The 16,563-nt window shown below is 69.3% G+C and carries 15 protein-coding genes; 5 read left to right on the forward strand and 10 right to left on the reverse strand.

Annotated elements, in window-relative coordinates; all coding sequences use genetic code 11:
• Positions 1–103 precede the first annotated feature (103 nt).
• Positions 104–856 (forward strand): class II aldolase/adducin family protein, encoded by a 753-nt coding sequence (locus C8D93_RS07430; RefSeq protein ID WP_110264535.1) that lies wholly within the window; start codon positions 104–106, stop codon positions 854–856.
• Between the two features lie 16 nt (positions 857–872).
• On the opposite strand, the gene C8D93_RS07435 is transcribed toward C8D93_RS07430, so the two are convergent.
• The 7 genes from C8D93_RS07435 to C8D93_RS07465 are packed head-to-tail and all read right to left on the reverse strand — an operon-like array spanning position 873 to position 7,467.
• Positions 873–2,102, reverse strand: coding sequence for an Nramp family divalent metal transporter (locus C8D93_RS07435; protein ID WP_146216540.1), 1,230 nt, complete (start codon positions 2,100–2,102; stop codon positions 873–875).
• The gene (locus C8D93_RS07440) at positions 2,099–3,307 is read right to left on the reverse strand and encodes a lipoprotein N-acyltransferase Lnb domain-containing protein (protein ID WP_110264537.1); all 1,209 of its coding nucleotides are present in this window, start codon (positions 3,305–3,307) and stop codon (positions 2,099–2,101) included. The genes C8D93_RS07435 and C8D93_RS07440 overlap by 4 nt, the downstream gene beginning before the upstream one ends.
• Positions 3,307–4,176: a CorC family transporter gene (locus C8D93_RS07445; protein ID WP_110264538.1), complete on the reverse strand. Its 870-nt coding sequence runs from the start codon at positions 4,174–4,176 to the stop codon at positions 3,307–3,309. Before C8D93_RS07445 ends, C8D93_RS07440 begins: the two co-directional genes overlap by 1 nt.
• Positions 4,173–4,607: an rRNA maturation RNase YbeY gene (gene ybeY, locus C8D93_RS07450; RefSeq protein ID WP_110264790.1), complete on the reverse strand. Its 435-nt coding sequence runs from the start codon at positions 4,605–4,607 to the stop codon at positions 4,173–4,175. Before ybeY ends, C8D93_RS07445 begins: the two co-directional genes overlap by 4 nt.
• Before the next feature lie 5 nt (positions 4,608–4,612).
• Positions 4,613–5,614 carry a PhoH family protein gene (locus C8D93_RS07455; protein WP_245903849.1) on the reverse strand — a complete coding sequence of 334 codons (1,002 nt, stop codon included), beginning with the start codon at positions 5,612–5,614 and terminating at the stop codon, positions 4,613–4,615.
• Position 5,615: 1 nt separating this feature from the next.
• Positions 5,616–6,977 (reverse strand): tRNA (N6-isopentenyl adenosine(37)-C2)-methylthiotransferase MiaB, encoded by a 1,362-nt coding sequence (miaB, locus tag C8D93_RS07460; RefSeq protein WP_110264540.1) that lies wholly within the window; start codon positions 6,975–6,977, stop codon positions 5,616–5,618.
• Positions 6,978–7,032: 55 nt separating this feature from the next.
• Positions 7,033–7,467: a low molecular weight protein-tyrosine-phosphatase gene (locus C8D93_RS07465; protein WP_110264541.1), complete on the reverse strand. Its 435-nt coding sequence runs from the start codon at positions 7,465–7,467 to the stop codon at positions 7,033–7,035.
• A 175-nt stretch (positions 7,468–7,642) separates the two neighbouring features.
• Here C8D93_RS07465 and C8D93_RS07470 point away from each other — a divergent pair, with 175 nt between their 5' ends.
• From C8D93_RS07470 to C8D93_RS07485, 4 genes are read left to right on the forward strand one after another with little or no spacing between them, the layout of a single operon-like run.
• The gene (locus C8D93_RS07470; protein WP_170123945.1) at positions 7,643–9,049 is read left to right on the forward strand and encodes a serine/threonine-protein kinase; all 1,407 of its coding nucleotides are present in this window, start codon (positions 7,643–7,645) and stop codon (positions 9,047–9,049) included.
• Positions 9,050–9,082: 33 nt separating this feature from the next.
• Complete coding sequence (locus C8D93_RS07475) at positions 9,083–10,420, forward strand: multiheme c-type cytochrome (protein ID WP_110264543.1); 1,338 nt, start codon at positions 9,083–9,085, stop codon at positions 10,418–10,420.
• Positions 10,421–10,430: 10 nt separating this feature from the next.
• Complete coding sequence (locus tag C8D93_RS07480; protein ID WP_110264544.1) at positions 10,431–11,171, forward strand: PP2C family protein-serine/threonine phosphatase; 741 nt, start codon at positions 10,431–10,433, stop codon at positions 11,169–11,171.
• A 6-nt stretch (positions 11,172–11,177) separates the two neighbouring features.
• On the forward strand, positions 11,178–13,457 hold the full coding sequence (locus C8D93_RS07485; RefSeq protein ID WP_110264545.1) for a serine/threonine protein kinase: 2,280 nt from the start codon (positions 11,178–11,180) through the stop codon (positions 13,455–13,457).
• 93 nt (positions 13,458–13,550) lie between these two features.
• Here the strand turns inward: C8D93_RS07485 and C8D93_RS07490 are convergent, their stop codons facing one another.
• The 3 genes from C8D93_RS07490 to C8D93_RS07500 all read right to left on the reverse strand — a co-directional run bounded on the left by C8D93_RS07490 (position 13,551) and on the right by C8D93_RS07500 (position 16,521).
• Positions 13,551–14,438 (reverse strand): adenylate/guanylate cyclase domain-containing protein, encoded by an 888-nt coding sequence (locus C8D93_RS07490; protein ID WP_110264546.1) that lies wholly within the window; start codon positions 14,436–14,438, stop codon positions 13,551–13,553.
• Positions 14,439–14,502: 64 nt separating this feature from the next.
• Positions 14,503–15,240: a hypothetical protein gene (locus C8D93_RS07495; protein ID WP_110264547.1), complete on the reverse strand. Its 738-nt coding sequence runs from the start codon at positions 15,238–15,240 to the stop codon at positions 14,503–14,505.
• A 159-nt stretch (positions 15,241–15,399) separates the two neighbouring features.
• Positions 15,400–16,521, reverse strand: coding sequence for a hypothetical protein (locus tag C8D93_RS07500; protein WP_110264548.1), 1,122 nt, complete (start codon positions 16,519–16,521; stop codon positions 15,400–15,402).
• Positions 16,522–16,563: the final 42 nt, after the last annotated feature.

Raw genomic sequence — 16,563 nt, forward strand, 5'->3', positions numbered from 1 at the left:
CTCCTCAAGATCGTGCCGGCACCGAAGACGCCGGCCGCAGCTTGAGCTAGGTTACCCGGGCGGCGGGTATGCCGCACGCCGCCACCGCGAGGAGAATCCCCCAATGACCGACATCCGCAGCCGCGTCTCGCCCGAGGAATGGCAGGCCCGCGTCGATCTCGCTGCCGCCTACCGGCTGGTGGCCGACTTCGGCTGGGACGACCTCGTGTTCACGCACATCTCCGCACGCGTGCCCGGCCCGGCACCGCACTTCCTGATCAACCCTTACGGCTGGCTGTTCGAGGAGATCACCGCCAGCAGCCTGGTCAAGGTCGACCTCGATGGCCGCAAGGTCATGGAATCGCCGAACGAGATCAACCCGGCCGGCTTCACGATCCACAGCGCCATCCACGCGGCCCGCGCCGACGCGCACTGCGTGATGCACACCCATTCACTGAACGGTGTCGCCGTGTCGGCGCAGAAGAACGGCGTGCTGCCGGTCTCGCAGCAGTCGACGCTGGTGCTGGCCTCGCTGGCCTATCACGACTACGAGGGCATCGCCCTGCGCGACGACGAGAAGCCGCGTCTGGTCGCGGACTTCGGCGACAAGACCTTCCTGATGCTGCGCAATCACGGGCTGCTGACCGTCGGCGCCAGCGCTGCCGACGCCTTCCTCGCCATGTACGTCTTCGAGGCCGCGTGCACGATCCAGGTGCGCGCCCAGTCCGGCGGCGGCGAACTGGTGCCGGTGAATCCGCAGATCGTCGCGGGCGTGCAGCAGGCTGCCAGCGCGGTCACGCGCGGGCTGGGCGGCCAGCTCGCTTGGCCGGGACTGCTGCGGCGGCTGGACCGGCTCGACCCGTCGTACAAGACCTGAGGCGGCGCCGGAACGCTCAGCCGCCCGCGCGCACCCCGCGCACGGCAAGCACGACGAAGAACAGCAGGACGCCGGTCAGCAACGCGACGGTGGCGCCGCCATTGCGCAGTGGGCCGAGCCGAACGCGACTGCCGTTCATGACCAGCAGCGCCAGTGCGAGCACGGGGATGAACGCGGCGCCGACCATCGCGTAGAGCTTCTGCATCCGCTCGAAGCCGGACAGCAGCCCGAACGTCGGCAGCAGGGCCAGTGCGAGCAGGTAGGCCCGGTAGGCCGTGCTGCTGTCCAGGCCGGCCGGCCGGATGCGGATCCAGCCGAGCACGCGGCCGACATCGGCGAACAGGTAGGGCACCGCCTGCCAGACACCGAGCAGGCTGGAGAACAGCGCGCCCCAGGCGCCGATCAGGAACAGCAGGCGCGCGCCCGGTCCGAGCGCGGCCTGCAACTGGTCGCCGAGATCGACGATCAGGTTGGCGCCGCTGCCGCCAACGGGTACGCGGCTGCCGATGATCACCATCGCCATCCCGAACAGCGCGGTCGCCGCGTAACCCACCGCCAGATCGATGCGGGTGACGCGCATGGCCGCGGCACCTTCGCGGCCGGCCGCACGCATCCAGTAGCCGTAGCACAGCACCGTGAGCGTCCCGCCGACACCGCCGATCAGCGCGAGCGTCCAGCTCAGCCCCTGCGCATCGTGCGCGACGGACGGCACCAGGCCCGCGGCAACCTCGGCGGTGCCGGGCCACAACCGCACCGCCGTCACCAGCACGACGGCGAACATCAACACGATGCAAGCACGCATGACCCGTTCGAACACGGCGAAGCCGCCGACCCACACCAGCGCGAGACCGGCCACGGCGTGCACGACACCCCAGATGCGCTTGCCGCCGGCAAGGTCGTCTCCGATCGGCAACAGCGCCTGCGCGGCGACGCCACAGGCGCTGACCAGCGCGGCGCCGACGAAGTAGCTCCACAGCAGCAGGTACGGCAGAAACAGCCACAGCGCGATCCGCCCGAAGCGCGCAGCGACGCCCTCGAGAAAGCTCAGCCCCGTCGCCAGCTGCCAGCGGGCAAGCCCCTCGTTGAGGACGAACTTGAACAGCGCGCCGACGATCACGGCCCACAGCACCGCCACGCCCAGATGGCCGCCGGCGAAGGCCGCCGTGGCCAGATCGCCGGCGCCGACACCGGTCGCCGCCAGCAGCATGCCGGGCCCCAGCACGGCGAGGACTGCAGCCGGCCTCACCGGCCGCGCCGCAATCCGTACAGCACGGCCAGGCCCGGCGGCAGCAGCAGGCCGACCCAGTGCAGGTTCGGCTGCGTCCCGTAGAGCGCGAGCGGCAGTGCGGCAATGCTGGCGACCGCGATCACCACGGCGATGCCGCGCGCGAAAACCGTCTGCCGCGGCTGGCGCGACCCTGCGCGTCGCGCCAGCGCCGGCAGCAGCCCCCACCACAGCGGATGGATCAGCAGCAGGTTGTGGTTGCGCGCCATGCTCCAGTGATCGGTCGCCAGCCAGCCCAGCAGCAGTACCAGGCCGCCAAGACCGGCGAGCGTCGCGTACAGCGTCGCCAGCAGGGCGAAGCTGCCGCGCGCCCACGCGCGAGCGCCCGCCCGCGCGAGCAGCAGCAGCGCGCCGGCCAGGATCAGGCCGCCGCACAGAAACGGCAACGTCAGCGCCGGCGGGGCCGGTGCCGGCGCCTCGGCTGCGGCGACCAGTGTCCGCTCGGCCGCGACCAGTGCCCGCGTGCCACCGTCGCCGTCGCCGTCGTCGACCCGCACCTCGCGCAGCGACTCCATGAGCCGCTGGGGGATGAAGCCCTCGGCCCACTGGTCGAGCGGCGGGTCGACGCGCGGCCCCAGCCCGAGATCCATCGCCGCCATCAGCGACGGCATCGGCGCCATCAGCCGCAGTACCTCGCCGCGATAGGTTCCGGTCCCGGGCCGCGCCTCGAGGTGCCGGCGTAGCGTGCCGCCGAGCGCCCGGTCGATCGCGTCGCGCGCCTTGGTCGAGCAGTTGGCGAGAAAGTAGTCGTAACGGTAGTCGGCGTGCTCCGGCCGGGCATTCCACGCCAGGAAATCGGCCAGCGCGCGCGCCTGGTCATCGTCGAGCGCGAGCCGCTGCTCGATGGCCCAGCGCCGCTCTGCCGCGTACTGGCGCAGGGTCCAGTCCAGCGGCGCGACGTCGAGCCGGTACAGCATGCGACCGCGCGCGAAGTTGAGAAAGAAATTCTCCTGCGCGAAATCGAAGATGCCGTAGTTGTAGACCTGCGGCGCGACCCCGTCCTCGCGCACCAGCAGCGCGTTGTGACCGAAACGCTGCCAGTAGATCTCGCCGGGTGCGAACGTCAGCAGGCTGACCTGCGGCGGCGCCTGCGCGTGCACCGGCGCGGCGACGGCGGACGACACCAGCGCCAGCAGCGCGGCCGCCAGCCCCCTTGCGGACGGCATCAGCCCGGCGCCAGGGTGACCTGGAACTGATGGACGCGCCGACCGTCGGCGCGCTGCACGTTGAAGTTGAAGCGGTCGATGCGCACGCTCTCTCCGCGCTTGGGCATGTGACCGAAGCGGTGCAGCACGAAACCGCCGACGGTGTCGAACTCCTCGTCCGGGAAGTCGGTCCCGAAGTATTCGTTGAACTCCTCGATCGGCGTCAGCGCGTTGACCAGATAGCGGCGCTCGTCCTGCTTGAGGATCGGCGCGCTCTCGGCCTCGTCGTACTCGTCGTCGATCTCGCCGACGATCTGCTCGAGCACGTCCTCGATCGTCACCAGTCCGGCGACCCCGCCGTATTCGTCGACGACCAGCGCCATGTGGTTGCGCCCTCGACGGAAGTCTTTGAGCAGCACGTTCAGCCGCTTGGACTCGGGCACGAACACCGCCGGCCGTGTCAGCCGGCGCATGTCGAAGCTGGCGACACCGAAGCCGGGGGCACCACCGCTGAACTTGAGCAGATCCTTGGCCAGCAGGATGCCGACGACCTCGTCGCGCGACTCGCCGATCACCGGGAAGCGCGAATGGCCGGACTCGACGACGACTGCGAGAATTCGCTCCAGCGGCCAGGCCTGGTCGACGACGACCATCTGCGCGCGCGGCACCATGACGTCGCGCACCTGGGTCTCCGCGGTCTCGAGAATGCCCTCGAACATCCCCAGCGCATCGGCATCCATCAGCTCGGCGGCCTGGGCCTCGCGCAGCAGTTCGAGCAGATCGTCGCGGGTTCGCGGGCCGGTGCCGGCCAGGCGCTGCGTGACGCGCCGCCACCAGTTCGACAAGCCGCCGTCGTCGGCCTTCGTGCCGTTACTGTCGTCTTCGTTCATTGGTAAGGGTCGTCGAAACCCAGCCTCCTGAGAATACGGGTTTCGCGCGCTTCCATGCGCCGCGCATCGCTGTCGCGCTCGTGATCATAGCCGCGCAGATGCAGGCAGCCGTGCACGACCATGTGCGCCCAGTGGGCGCGCCGTGTCTTGTTCTGCTCGCTCGCCTCGCGGGCGACGACGGGCGCGCAGATCACGAGGTCGCCCAGCACCTCGCCCTCTCCGGCGAAGGACAGCACGTTCGTCGGCTTGTCCTTGCCACGGTAGTCGCGGTTGAGCGTGCGGCTCTCGGCCTCGCCGACGATGCGGATCGTCAGCTCGCCATGGCGCGCCGGCAGCGCGGCCCGTGCAAAATCCCGCAGACTCGACGCGGCCGGAATGCCGGCGGCCGGTACCGCACGCTGCACGACGATCGGCGTGACGCAGGCAGGCATCGCGTTCACTCGCCCGGCGCCCGGCGCTGGTCGAAGTCGTCGTAGGCCTGGACGATCGCCTGCACCAGCGGATGGCGCACGACATCTTCCTTGCGAAAGTGCGTGAAGCTGATGCCCGGCACGTCGCGCAGCACCTCCAGGGATTGCCGCAGGCCGGAGGTCTGGTGCTTCGGCAGGTCGATCTGCGTCATGTCGCCGGTGACCACCGCGACACTGCCGAAGCCGATGCGCGTCAGGAACATCTTCATCTGCTCGACCGAGGTGTTCTGCGCCTCGTCGAGAATCACGAAGGACTCGTTGAGCGTGCGCCCGCGCATGAACGCCAGCGGCGCGATCTCGATGACACTCTTCTCGATCAGGCGCGCAACCCGTTCGAAGCCGAGCATCTCGTAGAGCGCGTCGTACAGCGGACGCAGGTAGGGATTGATCTTGTCCGCCATGTCGCCGGGCAGGAACCCGAGCTTCTCGCCGGCCTCGACCGCCGGACGCACCAGCACGAGGCGCCGCACGCGATCGCGCTCCAGCGCCTGCACCGCGCTGGCGACGGCCAGATAGGTCTTGCCGGTGCCGGCGGGGCCGACGCCGAAGTTCAGGTCATGGGTCGCGATCGACTTCAGATACGCCTTCTGCTGCGTGCCGCGGCCGCGCACGACGCCGCGCTTGGTACGGATCACGACCTCGTCGTGCGTGCTGCTCGGCGCGGCATCGTCGGCGGCATCGGCCGAGGCGCCGCCGTGTTCCGCCAGCGCGAGGTGCACGTGCTCGGACGTGACCGTGTCGTCGAGGGTCTGGTTGAACAGCTGTGCCAGTACCGCCTCGCCGGCCGCGATGTCGCGACGCGCACCGACCAGCTGATAGCGGTTGCTGCGGTTGCGGATCTCGATACCGAGGCGCAGCTCGATCTGGCGCAGGTGGGCGTCGAACGGGCCATTGAGATTGGCCAGGCGCTGGCTGTCGTCGGGCTCGAGGACGAGGTCGGCACGTGCCTGGGCGGGACGCGTACTCACGTCAGGCCACCCTGGGCGAGGCTGCGAGGCCATCGTCGGTGCGTCGGAGCACGCCCCGCAGGGAGTTGTTCAGGGCCTCGGTCACTTCGACGTCGACGAACTGTCCGATCAGCTCCGCCGTACCTTCGAAATTGACCCAGCGGTTGGTCGAGGTGCGGCCGGCCATCTGGCCGGCCCAGCGCGCCGGCCGCTCGACGAGCACACGCTGGGTGGTGCCGACCAGTTTGCGCTTGAACGCATCGTCGAGCGTCCGGATGCGGGTCTGCAGGATGCCGAGCCGCTGGTGCTTCTCCGCATCGCTGACGGTATCGCGCAGGTTCGCCGCCGGCGTACCCGGCCGCGGGCTGTAGATGAAGCTGAACGCGCAGTCGAAGCCGGCTTCGTGGATCAGATCCATCGTCATCGCGAAATCGGCGTCGGTCTCGGTGGGATAGCCGACGATGAAATCGGAAGACAGCGAGATGTCGGGACGAGCCGCGCGGATCCGGCGGATCTGGTCGAGATAGCGCTCGCGGGTGTAGCCACGCTTCATCATGCCGAGGATGCGGTTCGAGCCGGACTGCACCGGGAGATGCAGATAGCTCGCCAACTTCGGCTCCTCGGCGAAGGCGTCGATCAGCGCGTCGCTGAACTCCGCCGGATGCGAGGTCGTGTAACGGATGCGCGCGATGCCCGGCATGCGCGCGATGAAATTGACCAGCAGCGCCAGATCGCAGATCTCGCCGCCGGAGCCCATGCCCCCACGATAGGCATTGACGTTCTGGCCCAGCAGCGTCACTTCGCGCACCCCCTGCTCAGCCAGCTGGGCGATCTCGGCAAGCACGTCGTCGAGCGGCCGGCTCACCTCCTCGCCGCGGGTGTACGGCACCACGCAGAAGGTGCAGTACTTGGAGCAGCCTTCCATGATGCTGACGAAGGCGCTCGGCCCTTCTGCGCGCGGCTCCGGCAGCCGGTCGAACTTCTCGATCTCGGGAAAGCTGACGTCGACCACCGGCTTGCGCGCCTCGCGCGTCGTGTCGAGCAGGGTCGGCAGGCGGTGCAGGGTCTGCGGTCCGAAGACGATATCGACCAGCGGCTGGCGCTCGGTGATGGCCTGGCCTTCCTGCGAGGCCACGCAGCCGCCGACGCCGATGACCCGGTCCGGCGCGGTCTGCTTCCATTCCTTCCAGCGGCCGAGCTCGGAGAACACCTTCTCCTGCGCCTTCTCGCGCACCGAGCAGGTGTTGAGCAGCAGCAGGTCGGCCTCGTCCGGGTTCCGGGTGCGCTCGTAGCCGTGCGAGGCAGCGAGCACGTCGACCATCTTGGCCGAGTCGTACTCGTTCATCTGGCAACCGTAGCTGATGAGGTACAGCTTCTTGGACATCGGGACCGGAGGTGACGCGGCCGGCCATTATAAGCGAGTGAAAACGCGCCTATTTTTACAGCTTGCGCAGCCAGTCCTCGACCCCGGCCTCGATGTCGTCGAAGGCCTTGACGAAGGCTTGGCGCGGCCGCTGGTAGGGGTCGGCCACGTCGGCGTTTTCCCGCCATTTCAGCAGTTTGTGCACGCGGCCACGCAGCTGGGGGTACTGGCGATTGAGCCAGTCGCTGTGCGTCTGGTCGAGCGTCAGCACCAGATCCATCGACGCCAGCAAGGGCAGCGTCGCCTGCTGGGCACGGTGCGCCGACAGGTCCAGCCCGTGTTCGGCGGCGACGTCCACGGCCGTCGGATCGGCCGGATAACCGACCAGGGCGCCGGTGCCGGCAGACAGGACCCGCTGCACGCGGCTGCCCAGGCGCGCACGCAACAGGGCCTCGGCAATCGGACTGCGGCAGATATTGCCGGTGCAGATGACGATGAGGTGATTGAACATGTCGACGCGAGTGGCGGGAAAGGTCCCCGCGCCACGCGCAGGGATGATGCGGCCGCCCGGTCGGCAGGACCGCGGGCGCCGCGAAGGTTTCGAGCGGTCGCATATTGTACGCGGCTCACGGTTCGCACCCGCATCATGGCGCTATAGTCGCCCGACTCACCCCCGTATCGCGACCATGCCGCAGCCCGGACAGATTCTCGGCAACTATCGCATCGTGCGCCTGCTCGGTACCGGCGGCTTCGCCGAGGTCTACGAGGCCGAGGACCCGCTGCTGAGCCGCAAGGTGGCGATCAAGGTGCTGCTGCCGGAGTTCACGCGCACCGGCGACGTGCTCGCCCGCTTCCAGCGCGAGGTGCGGGCCGCCGCCGCTCTCGAGCATCCGGGCATCGTCCAGATCTATGCCGTCGGGGAAAGCGAAGGCATCAACTTCTACGCCATGCGCCTGCTCGCCGGCGGCGACCTGCGCAGGCGCATCGCCGAAGGGCTCAAGCCGCAGCAGGCGCTGAAGATCCTGGAGCAGCTCGCCTCGGCGCTGGAGCACGCACACGCGCAGGACATCGTGCATCGCGACATCAAGCCCGAGAACATCCTGTTCGACGCCGACGACAATCCGGTGCTGACCGACTTCGGCATCGCCAAGGTGCTGCGGGCGCAGGAACAGCTGACGGCGGCCGGCACCTCGGTGGGCACGCCGCGCTACTTGAGCCCGGAACAGGCGCGCGGCGGCACCGTGGATGCGCGCAGCGATCTCTACAGCCTCGGCGTGATCCTGTTCGAGATGCTCGCCGGCAGGCGGCCGTTCGATGCGCCCGATCCGCTGTCGGTCATCATCATGCACGCGACCGAGCCGGTGCCGAAGCTGCCGCCGGAACATGCCGGCCTGCAGCCGCTGATCGACAGCCTGATGGCCAAGCACCCGGGCCAGCGCCCGGAGTCGGCGACGGCGCTGCGCGCCCAGCTCCGCAGCCTGCTGCAGTCCGTCGCACCGCCGCGTCCGGCGGCACCCGTGCCGAGCACGGCGCCGGCAGCGATGCCGGCCAGCCCGCCACCGCCACCGGCTGCAGCACTGAGCCCGCCACCCGCAGCGGCGCCCGGGGCCGCGACGCCGGAAGCCGGCCCGAAGACCGAAACCGGCGGATCGGCGATGCGGCGCCTGCTCACCGGTACCGGCAGCATCGCATTCGTCCTGCTCATCGCCGCGCTCGCGTGGCGACTGCTCGCACCCGCGCCGCAGCAGCCCGCCGCCGTGCAAGACCGCACCGCGACGGCGACACCGGTGCCGGTCACCGATACCGGCGCCGCAGGCGAGGAGGCGACGGCGACCGAGAGCCGGGCAGAGCGCATCGCCCGCGAAAAACGTCGCTGCGCCCTGCATGTCTCGGCGCTGACCGCGGAAGGGGACTTGGTCTACGATGACGCCTTGCGGTTTCCAGGCGCTCGCGCCGAGGCCGATGGCTCGGGCATCTGGGTGCCGAACGTCCAGCTCGGCAACGGCCAGTGGGTCAATGCGCTGGTCACGCCGGAAGGCTGCGTGCTGATCCGCAGCCTGGCCGCCGGCGCCGGCGCACCGGCCTCGCCGTAAGCGTCGACACGAAACGGGATATTGGGGGGAACCATGCACGCAAGCTCGCTGTTTCGCCAGCTCGGTTTCTGCGGCCTCGTCGCCTTCGGCCTGCTCGGCGCGATGGCGCATGCGGCACCGCCGATGCCATTCGAGGACCAGTGGCAGCACATCGGCGTCGCCACCTGTGCCGGGAGCAACTGCCACGGGTCGCAGCGACCGTTCGACGACTCGCCGGTGCTGCAGAACGAGTACTTCCTGTGGCAGCGCGACGACGCGCACTCCAACGCCTACAAGCTGCTGCTGACGCCGGACGGCAAGCGCATCGCCGCCAATCTGGGCATCAAGGACGCCGCCTCGGCGCCCGAGTGCCTCACCTGTCATACCGACTACGTGCCCGCGAACCTGCGCGGCCGGCGCTACTCGATGACCGAAGGCGTCGGCTGCGAGGCCTGCCACGGCGGCGCACAGGAGTGGCTGGGGCCGCACGTTTCCGGCAACACGCATGCGCAGAACGTCGCGCAGGGCCTGTATCCGCTCGAAGACCCGGTCGCGCGCGCACGGCTGTGCCTGCACTGCCACATGGGGACCAAGGACAAGCCGATCGACCACCGCATCATGGGCGCCGGCCATCCGCCGCTGGAGTTCGAGCTCGACACCTTCACCAACATCCAGCCGGCCCATTTCCGCGTCGATGCCGACTACCGCCAGCGCAAGCCGGCGTATGCCCCAGGCGCCAAGGTCTGGGCGATCGGACAGCTGCTGGCGGCCGAGACTTTCCTCGACGGCCTGCTGGGCGACCGTTTCACCGATCGCGGCATGTTCCCGGAGCTGGTGTTCTTCGACTGCAACGCCTGCCACCACCCGATGCAGGCGCCGCGCTGGAGCGCCGGCACCGGCGGCCCGCTCGGCCCCGGCGAGCCGCGACTGGCCGATGCCTATCTGGTGATGACCGGCGTGGTGCTCAACACGCTGCAACCCGACGCCGGCGCCCGCTGGACCGCCGCGCTCGCCGACCTGCATCGCGCCTCGATGCAGTCGGTCGCGAAGACCCGGGAGGCGGCGAAGACCCTGCGCGACATCGCCTCGGCGACGCTGCCGCAGATCGGCAAGCTGACGCTGAGCAAGGCGCAGGCGCTGGAGCTGATCGACCGCATCGCGGCCGCCGGGCTCGAAGGCAAGGCCGGCGACTACACCGCGGCCAAGCAGATCTACTACGCGTCCGACGCGCTGTTCTACTATCTGCGCCAAGATCACGGCGTTCCGGCGTCTGCGTTGCAGGGGCCGATCGACGAGCTGTTCGCTGCGGTCGACGCAGGCCAGTCCTATAATCCGGACTCGCTGCGCAGCGCGTTGCGCAAGCTGCGCAGCGGCGCGCAGCAGCTGCGCTGAGCCTGTGCGCATGTTTCGCTTTCTACGCCCGAGCGGGAGGCGTCAGCTGAATATCACCATTGCGGGTGCCACGCACCAGGGCAAGCAGCGCGACCACAACGAAGACGCGTTCGTCGTCATTCCGGCGAGCCTGTCCGCGGCCGTGGCCGACGGCATGGGCGGCCTCGCGCGCGGCGAAGTGGCGAGCCGCATGGTCGTCGACGTGCTGGCCGAAGCGCTCCAGCAGGGACAGGGCACGGCCGAAGCTCTCCAGGACGCGCACCGCCGTATCCGCGAGACCAGCATGACCGGCACCGATCGCATGGGCTCGACGGCCGTCGTGCTGACGATCGAGGGCGCCAGGGCCATGCTGCACTGGGTCGGCGACAGCCGCGCCTATCTCTGGCGCGACGGTGCGCTCAAACAGGTCACCAAGGACCACTCCTTCGTCGAGGAACTGATCGATGCCGGGGCCATCAGCGCCCACGAGGCCGAAAGCCACCCGAACCGCAACGTGCTCACGCGTGCCGTGGGCATCCGCGACACGATGGAGATCAAGGTCGATGCGGTGAAGGTCGACCTGCAGGCCGGCGACTGCGTGCTGCTGTGCACCGACGGCCTGCACGGCTACCTGCCGCAGCCGGCGATCGTCGACTGCCTGAAACGCGGGGGCAGCGCGAAAGAGATCGTCGAACGCCTGATCGAGCGCACGCTCAGCGACTCCGAAGCCGGGGACAACGTCACGGCCGTCTGCGCAATCGTCGAGGGCTGATCGCTCGTGCTGCCTGCCGGTACCCTGCTGGGCAACTACAAGATCCTGCGCCAGCTCGGCTCCGGCGGGATGGCCGACGTCTACGAGGCCGAGGACCAGACGCTGGGCCGGCGCGTCGCGCTCAAGGTGCTGCCCCCGGAGTTCGGCCGCAACCCGCAACTCGTCGCGCGCTTCGAGAAGGAAGTGCGCTCGTCGGCCTCCCTCAACCACGCCGGCATCGTCACCGTCTTCGAGGTCGGACGCGCCGAGGGCGTGCACTACTACTCGATGCGCCTGCTCACCGGCGGCGACCTGCGGGCGCGCATCGAGCAGGGGCTGACCGACATCCAGGCGCTGTCGATCCTGCGCGAGATCACCGACGCCTTCGTGCATGCCCACGCGGCCGGCTTCGTGCACCGCGACGTCAAGCCCGAGAACATCCTGTTCGACGAACAGGGCCGTGCGGTGCTCACCGACTTCGGCATCGCCAAGGCGATCTCGTCGGAGTCGAAGATGACCGCTACCGGCGTGTCGATCGGCACGCCGCGCTACATCAGTCCCGAACAGGCGCGCGGCAAGTCCGTCGATGCGCGCGCGGATCTCTACAGCCTCGGCTGCATCCTCTACGAGATGCTCACCGGGCAGCCGCCGTTCGACGCGGAAGAATCGCTGGCGCTGATCTTCAAGCACGTGACCGAGCCGGTCCCGCGCCTGCCCGAGGCGATGGCCCGCTACCAGCCGCTGGTCGACTCGCTGATGGCCAAGGAGCCGGATCAGCGCCCGGGTTCCTCGACCGAGCTGCTCGGACTGATCGACGCACTGCTGCCGATGCAGCGCACGGGCGCCCTGCCCCAGTACGCCACGGGCGCTTTCGGGGCCATGCCGACGGCCTCGGGCGTCGGCACCGGGAACAGCCTGCCGACGGTCGTCACCGGTGAGCGCGGCGACCTGGAACGCCTCGAGCGCGAGAAGCGGGAAAAGGACGAAGCCGAGCGCCAGCGCCGCCAGCAGGAGGACGAGGCGCGTCGCCAGCAGGAAGCCGCAGAGCGCGAGCGCGTCGAGCAGCAGCGACGCGAACAGCAGGCGCGCGAACGTCAGCAGGCCGAGGAGGCCCGGCGCCGCGCCGAGGAAGAAGCCGCCCGCAAGCGCGCCGCCGACGAGGCCGCGGCGCGGGAACGGGCCGAGGCCGAGAGAAAGCGGCAGGAAGAACTCGACCGGCAGCGCGCCGAGCAGGACGCTCAACGCCGCGCCGCGGCCGAGCAGGCCGAGCGCGAACGGGCCGAAGCCGAGCGCCAGCGGCGCGAGGAAGAGGAGCGCCGCAAGGCCGAGGAAGCCGAACGCAAGCGTCAGCAGGCCGAGGCGGAACGGCAGAAGCGCGAGGAAGAACAGCGCATCAAGGCGGAACAGGCTGCCACGCGCAAGGCCGAAAAGGAGCGCCAGGCGCGCGAAGCCGCCGAGCGCAAGCAGGCCGAGGCCGAGGCGGCGCGGCAGAAGCGCGAGGTCCAGGCGCGGATCAAGGCCGAGGAAAAGGCGCGCAAGCAGGCTGAGAACGAAGCCGAGCGCCAACGCCGTGCCGCCGAAAAACAGCGTGCACAGGCCGAACAGGCCGCCCTCAAGCGCGAGGCCGCGGCGCGCGGCGAGGCTCCGGCCGAGAAGCGCACCGGCCTGATCGTCGCCGCGGTCGCCGTCGGGCTCGGCGTCGTGATTCTGGTGTGGTGGCTGCTGCGCTCACCCGCGGACGAGGCCGAGGCGCAACCGCAGCCCACGGCCGCCGCGACGGCCCGACCCACCGAAGCGCCGGACCGGACCTTCGGCTCGCAGCCGGCCCGCGAGCAGGAACGGCTGCGCCAGGAACTCGAGGCGCAAGCCACGCCCCGTGCGACCCCGCCGCCGGCTCCGACGCCCGCGCCGACTCCGTCAGCGACGCCCCGCCCGACAGCAACCCCGTCACCGACGGCGGCACCGACACCCGAACCGCAACCCTCGCCGACGCCGGTCGCCACGCCGCGGCCGACGCCGACGCCTGCACCGACGCCGGATACCCGCGCCGCCGAGGCGGAGGCCCGCCGGCGCGCCCAGGAAGAGGCGCGGCAACGTGCCGCCGAGGAAGAGGCGCGCAAGCAGCGGGCCGAAGAGGATGCACGCATCCTGCGTGAGGCGCAGGATGCGGCTGCGGCGGCCCAGCGGCAGCGCGAGGCCGAGGCGGCGGCCGCCGCCGAGCGCGAGCGCCTGGAAGAAGAGGCGAGAAAGGCCGCGGAAGAGGAAAAGAAGCCCGACGAGCGCCTGAGGCGGCCGTTCGGGTTCTGACCGGCAGGGCCGTTGCGGCCCGGTGGTTGCTGCAGTCTCTTCAGGGCGCCGACCGCGACCCGCCCGGCCCGCGCCGAGGTCTTCCGCGGACGCTCAGGAGACTTCGTAGCTCAACAGGTGCGCCAGACCTTCGTCGGGACGCTCGCCGAGCGCAAACACGCCACGCCCGAGCAAGGTGAAGACCTCGCGGCGGATGTAGACGAACTTGTCGGCATCGGCGCCCTCTGGACGCACATAGGTGCCGTTGGTGCTCTCGTCCACCAGCGTGTACTTGCCGCGATGCATCTCGATGCGCGCGTGCACGCGCGATGCGAACGGCGACGGGACGACGAGACTGCAGCCCTCCTCGCGGCCGATCGTGTACGGCATCTGCTGGGCGGCGATGAGGATGCTGTGTGCCCCATACTTGAGTAACAGGCCGGTGCTGGCCGGCAACGCCACCTCGCTCGGTGCGATGAAGATCTGCGTGGCTGCCCGGCGGTCCCAGAGCAACTGCACGATCATCAGCGACTGGGTGATGCCCTTGACCGGTGTCTGGTCGAACAGGCGGACCGAGCCCCGCAATTCCGGCGACAGCAGTGCCGAGGTCGCCTCCGTCGTCAGCACCTGTTCGGCCTTGGCCATGTCGCACAGGCGCGCAGCGACGTTGACGGCGTCGCCGAAGACATCGTCCTCGCGCGACACGACCGGTCCCAGCGTGAACCCCACCCGGAACTGCACCGGCAACTCGCCGTCCTGCCGGGGCTCGCGCGCCTGCCGCTGCACCTCGATCGATGCATGCGCGGCGGCATCGGCATCCGGCAGCTCGCACATGGCGCAATCGCCGATGGTCTTGATCAGACGACCGCCGCGCCGGATCGCCGCGTCCGCCACGCGTTCGAGCGCGCCGCGGATCAGGGCCTCGGCGCGCTCGTCACCCAGTCGTCGATAAAGCGCCGTACTGCCGACGACGTCGGCGAACAGTACGGCTCGTTGCTCCATCTCGATGATCGGCCTCCACCGGCAGCGGGCCGGCGCCCGCTCAGCCGGAGCAGCATCCTTGTGCTTAGAACGAGTACAGGTACGTGAGCTGCATGTAGCTTTCGGTCAGATCCACGTCGAGCCGCAGGTTGCCGTCGGGCACGCCGTCGCCGTCCACGTCCACCGGCTGGACATCGGAAGAGTCGCCGGTGAAGCGCTGGTAGCGGAACTGCAGGCTGTGCTGCGGCATGCTCTTGAGCGAGCCGCTGAGCTTGAAGCTGATGCCTTCGTAGTCGAACTCCTCGCCCTCGAACGGGAAGTCCTTGGCTTCGGAGAAGTTGTACGCGAGCGAGGAGCCGACGACGAAATCGCCGACCTCGACGCCGCCGATGCCGGCGCCGAGGAAGAAGCCGGACTCGTTGAAGGTGTCGTCGTCGAAGAAGCCGTCGCCCTGCATGCCCTTGCGATAGCCGACGAATGCCGACCAGTGCTGGCCAATCAGATAGCCCAGAGAGACGAGCACGTCCGTGCGGTCGAGATCCGCGTCCGAATCCACGGCCAGGAACTCGATGCCGATGTCGCCGAAGAAGTTGCCATAGGCCGCGCTGGCACCGACCTGGGCGCCGTAAGCCGTCTCCCAGCTGTCGTCCGACTGCCCTTCCACGATGACGTCGCCGGTATCGGCGTCCGCGATCACGAACGTCGCATCCTGCTGATACATGCCGAGCGTGGGCCCGACGCGCGCGGAGAAGTACATTTCTTCGGCCATCGCCGTGTTTGCCACCGCCAACAGTCCCGCCGCCACCGCAATCTTCAGTTTCATGCTCAGATCCCCTGTTGCCCGCAAAAAGCCTATGCGTCGCGCCGACATCATAGCGCGAACGCCCCGCCGGCAGGCCGTGCCGACGGCGTTCTAATCGAAGGGCCACACCACTGCCGTGATGTGGCCCCCGTACCGCCTATCCTTCGTGCCGGCGCGCGGCTACTGCTTGCTGAACGGCAGCGACGTCAGCACGTAACCGGGTCGGGTGTCCTCTGCACGGCAGTCGTCCGGCAGCGCGTTCGCCTGGCCCGGATACGAAGTGCGGGGCACGCCGAGGAACAGCAGCTCGTAGTTGTCGTCGCCATCCTCGTCGGCGATGCGCAGACGGTTGAAGCACGGCACCGGCGTATTCGTCTGCGGATCGACCGTCGGTTCGAAGTCGATCGCCCGGGTACGCAGGCTGTTCTGGTTGCTGTCGATCTCGCCGCCGATCACGTAAGTGCCGGACACCTGGGGCGTGATCGCCTCGCCGGCACTGCAATCGTCCGCGGTATAGGTGTACGCCGCCTCCGTGTAGGTCGTCCCTTCGGCCGTGAAGATCAGGCCCAGGCGGGCCGCCCGGATCGTCGCCTCGCCTGCGGCGAAATCGACGATGTCGAGACAGCTGCTGAGCCAAGTGCCGTCGAGCCGCTCCGGCATCTCGGCGCCAGGCGGCTGATCGTCGATCACGGCCGGACGCTGCGCTCCGATGCTGATGCAGGGGTTCGCCACCGTCGAGATACTGCCGTCGCTGCCCTCCACGGACAGGTCGAAGCAGATCTCGTTACCGGTCGCCAGGTCGAGGTTCTCCGGAAGCTCGGCGCGAAAATCGAGCGTTGTCAGCGCGATGAAGCCGAATTCCTGCTTGCGCACGGAGATCCAGGGCTTTTCTCCCGACTTGCCCCCGCCGTCGCCGCCTACGGGCACGTTGAAGTAGAAGTTGGTCGCACCGGTGATCTTCGCGTAGAGATTGCTCAGATCGGGCCCGCCATCGATGCGGACCGGCACCGCCACCATGTCGCCGGGCACGGCGGTCGACTCGGAAATGCCCTCGGTGACCTTGGGGCCTTCTTCGCCGGCGTTGGCCGGCGGCACGCCGTTCTCGATCTCGATCATCAGGGCGCCGGCATCGACCTTGTCGGCGAGCGCCTGCATCAGCGCGTTGGGATCGTTGAGCGGGACGGGATTGTCGTTGCCCCCGTCGCCGCCACCCCCTCCGCCGCATCCACCCAGCAGCAGGGTCGCTGCGCAGAGGACCGGCGCGAGATGGCGCGCCGAGGCCGGTACCGTCACATTGTTCATCGCCGTTACCTCTCGATCAGTTGCGTCGCAGCGGTCTGTTCG

Source organism: Sinimarinibacterium flocculans (assembly GCF_003201205.1).
Taxonomy (GTDB): Bacteria; Pseudomonadota; Gammaproteobacteria; order Nevskiales; family Nevskiaceae; genus Solimonas; species Solimonas flocculans.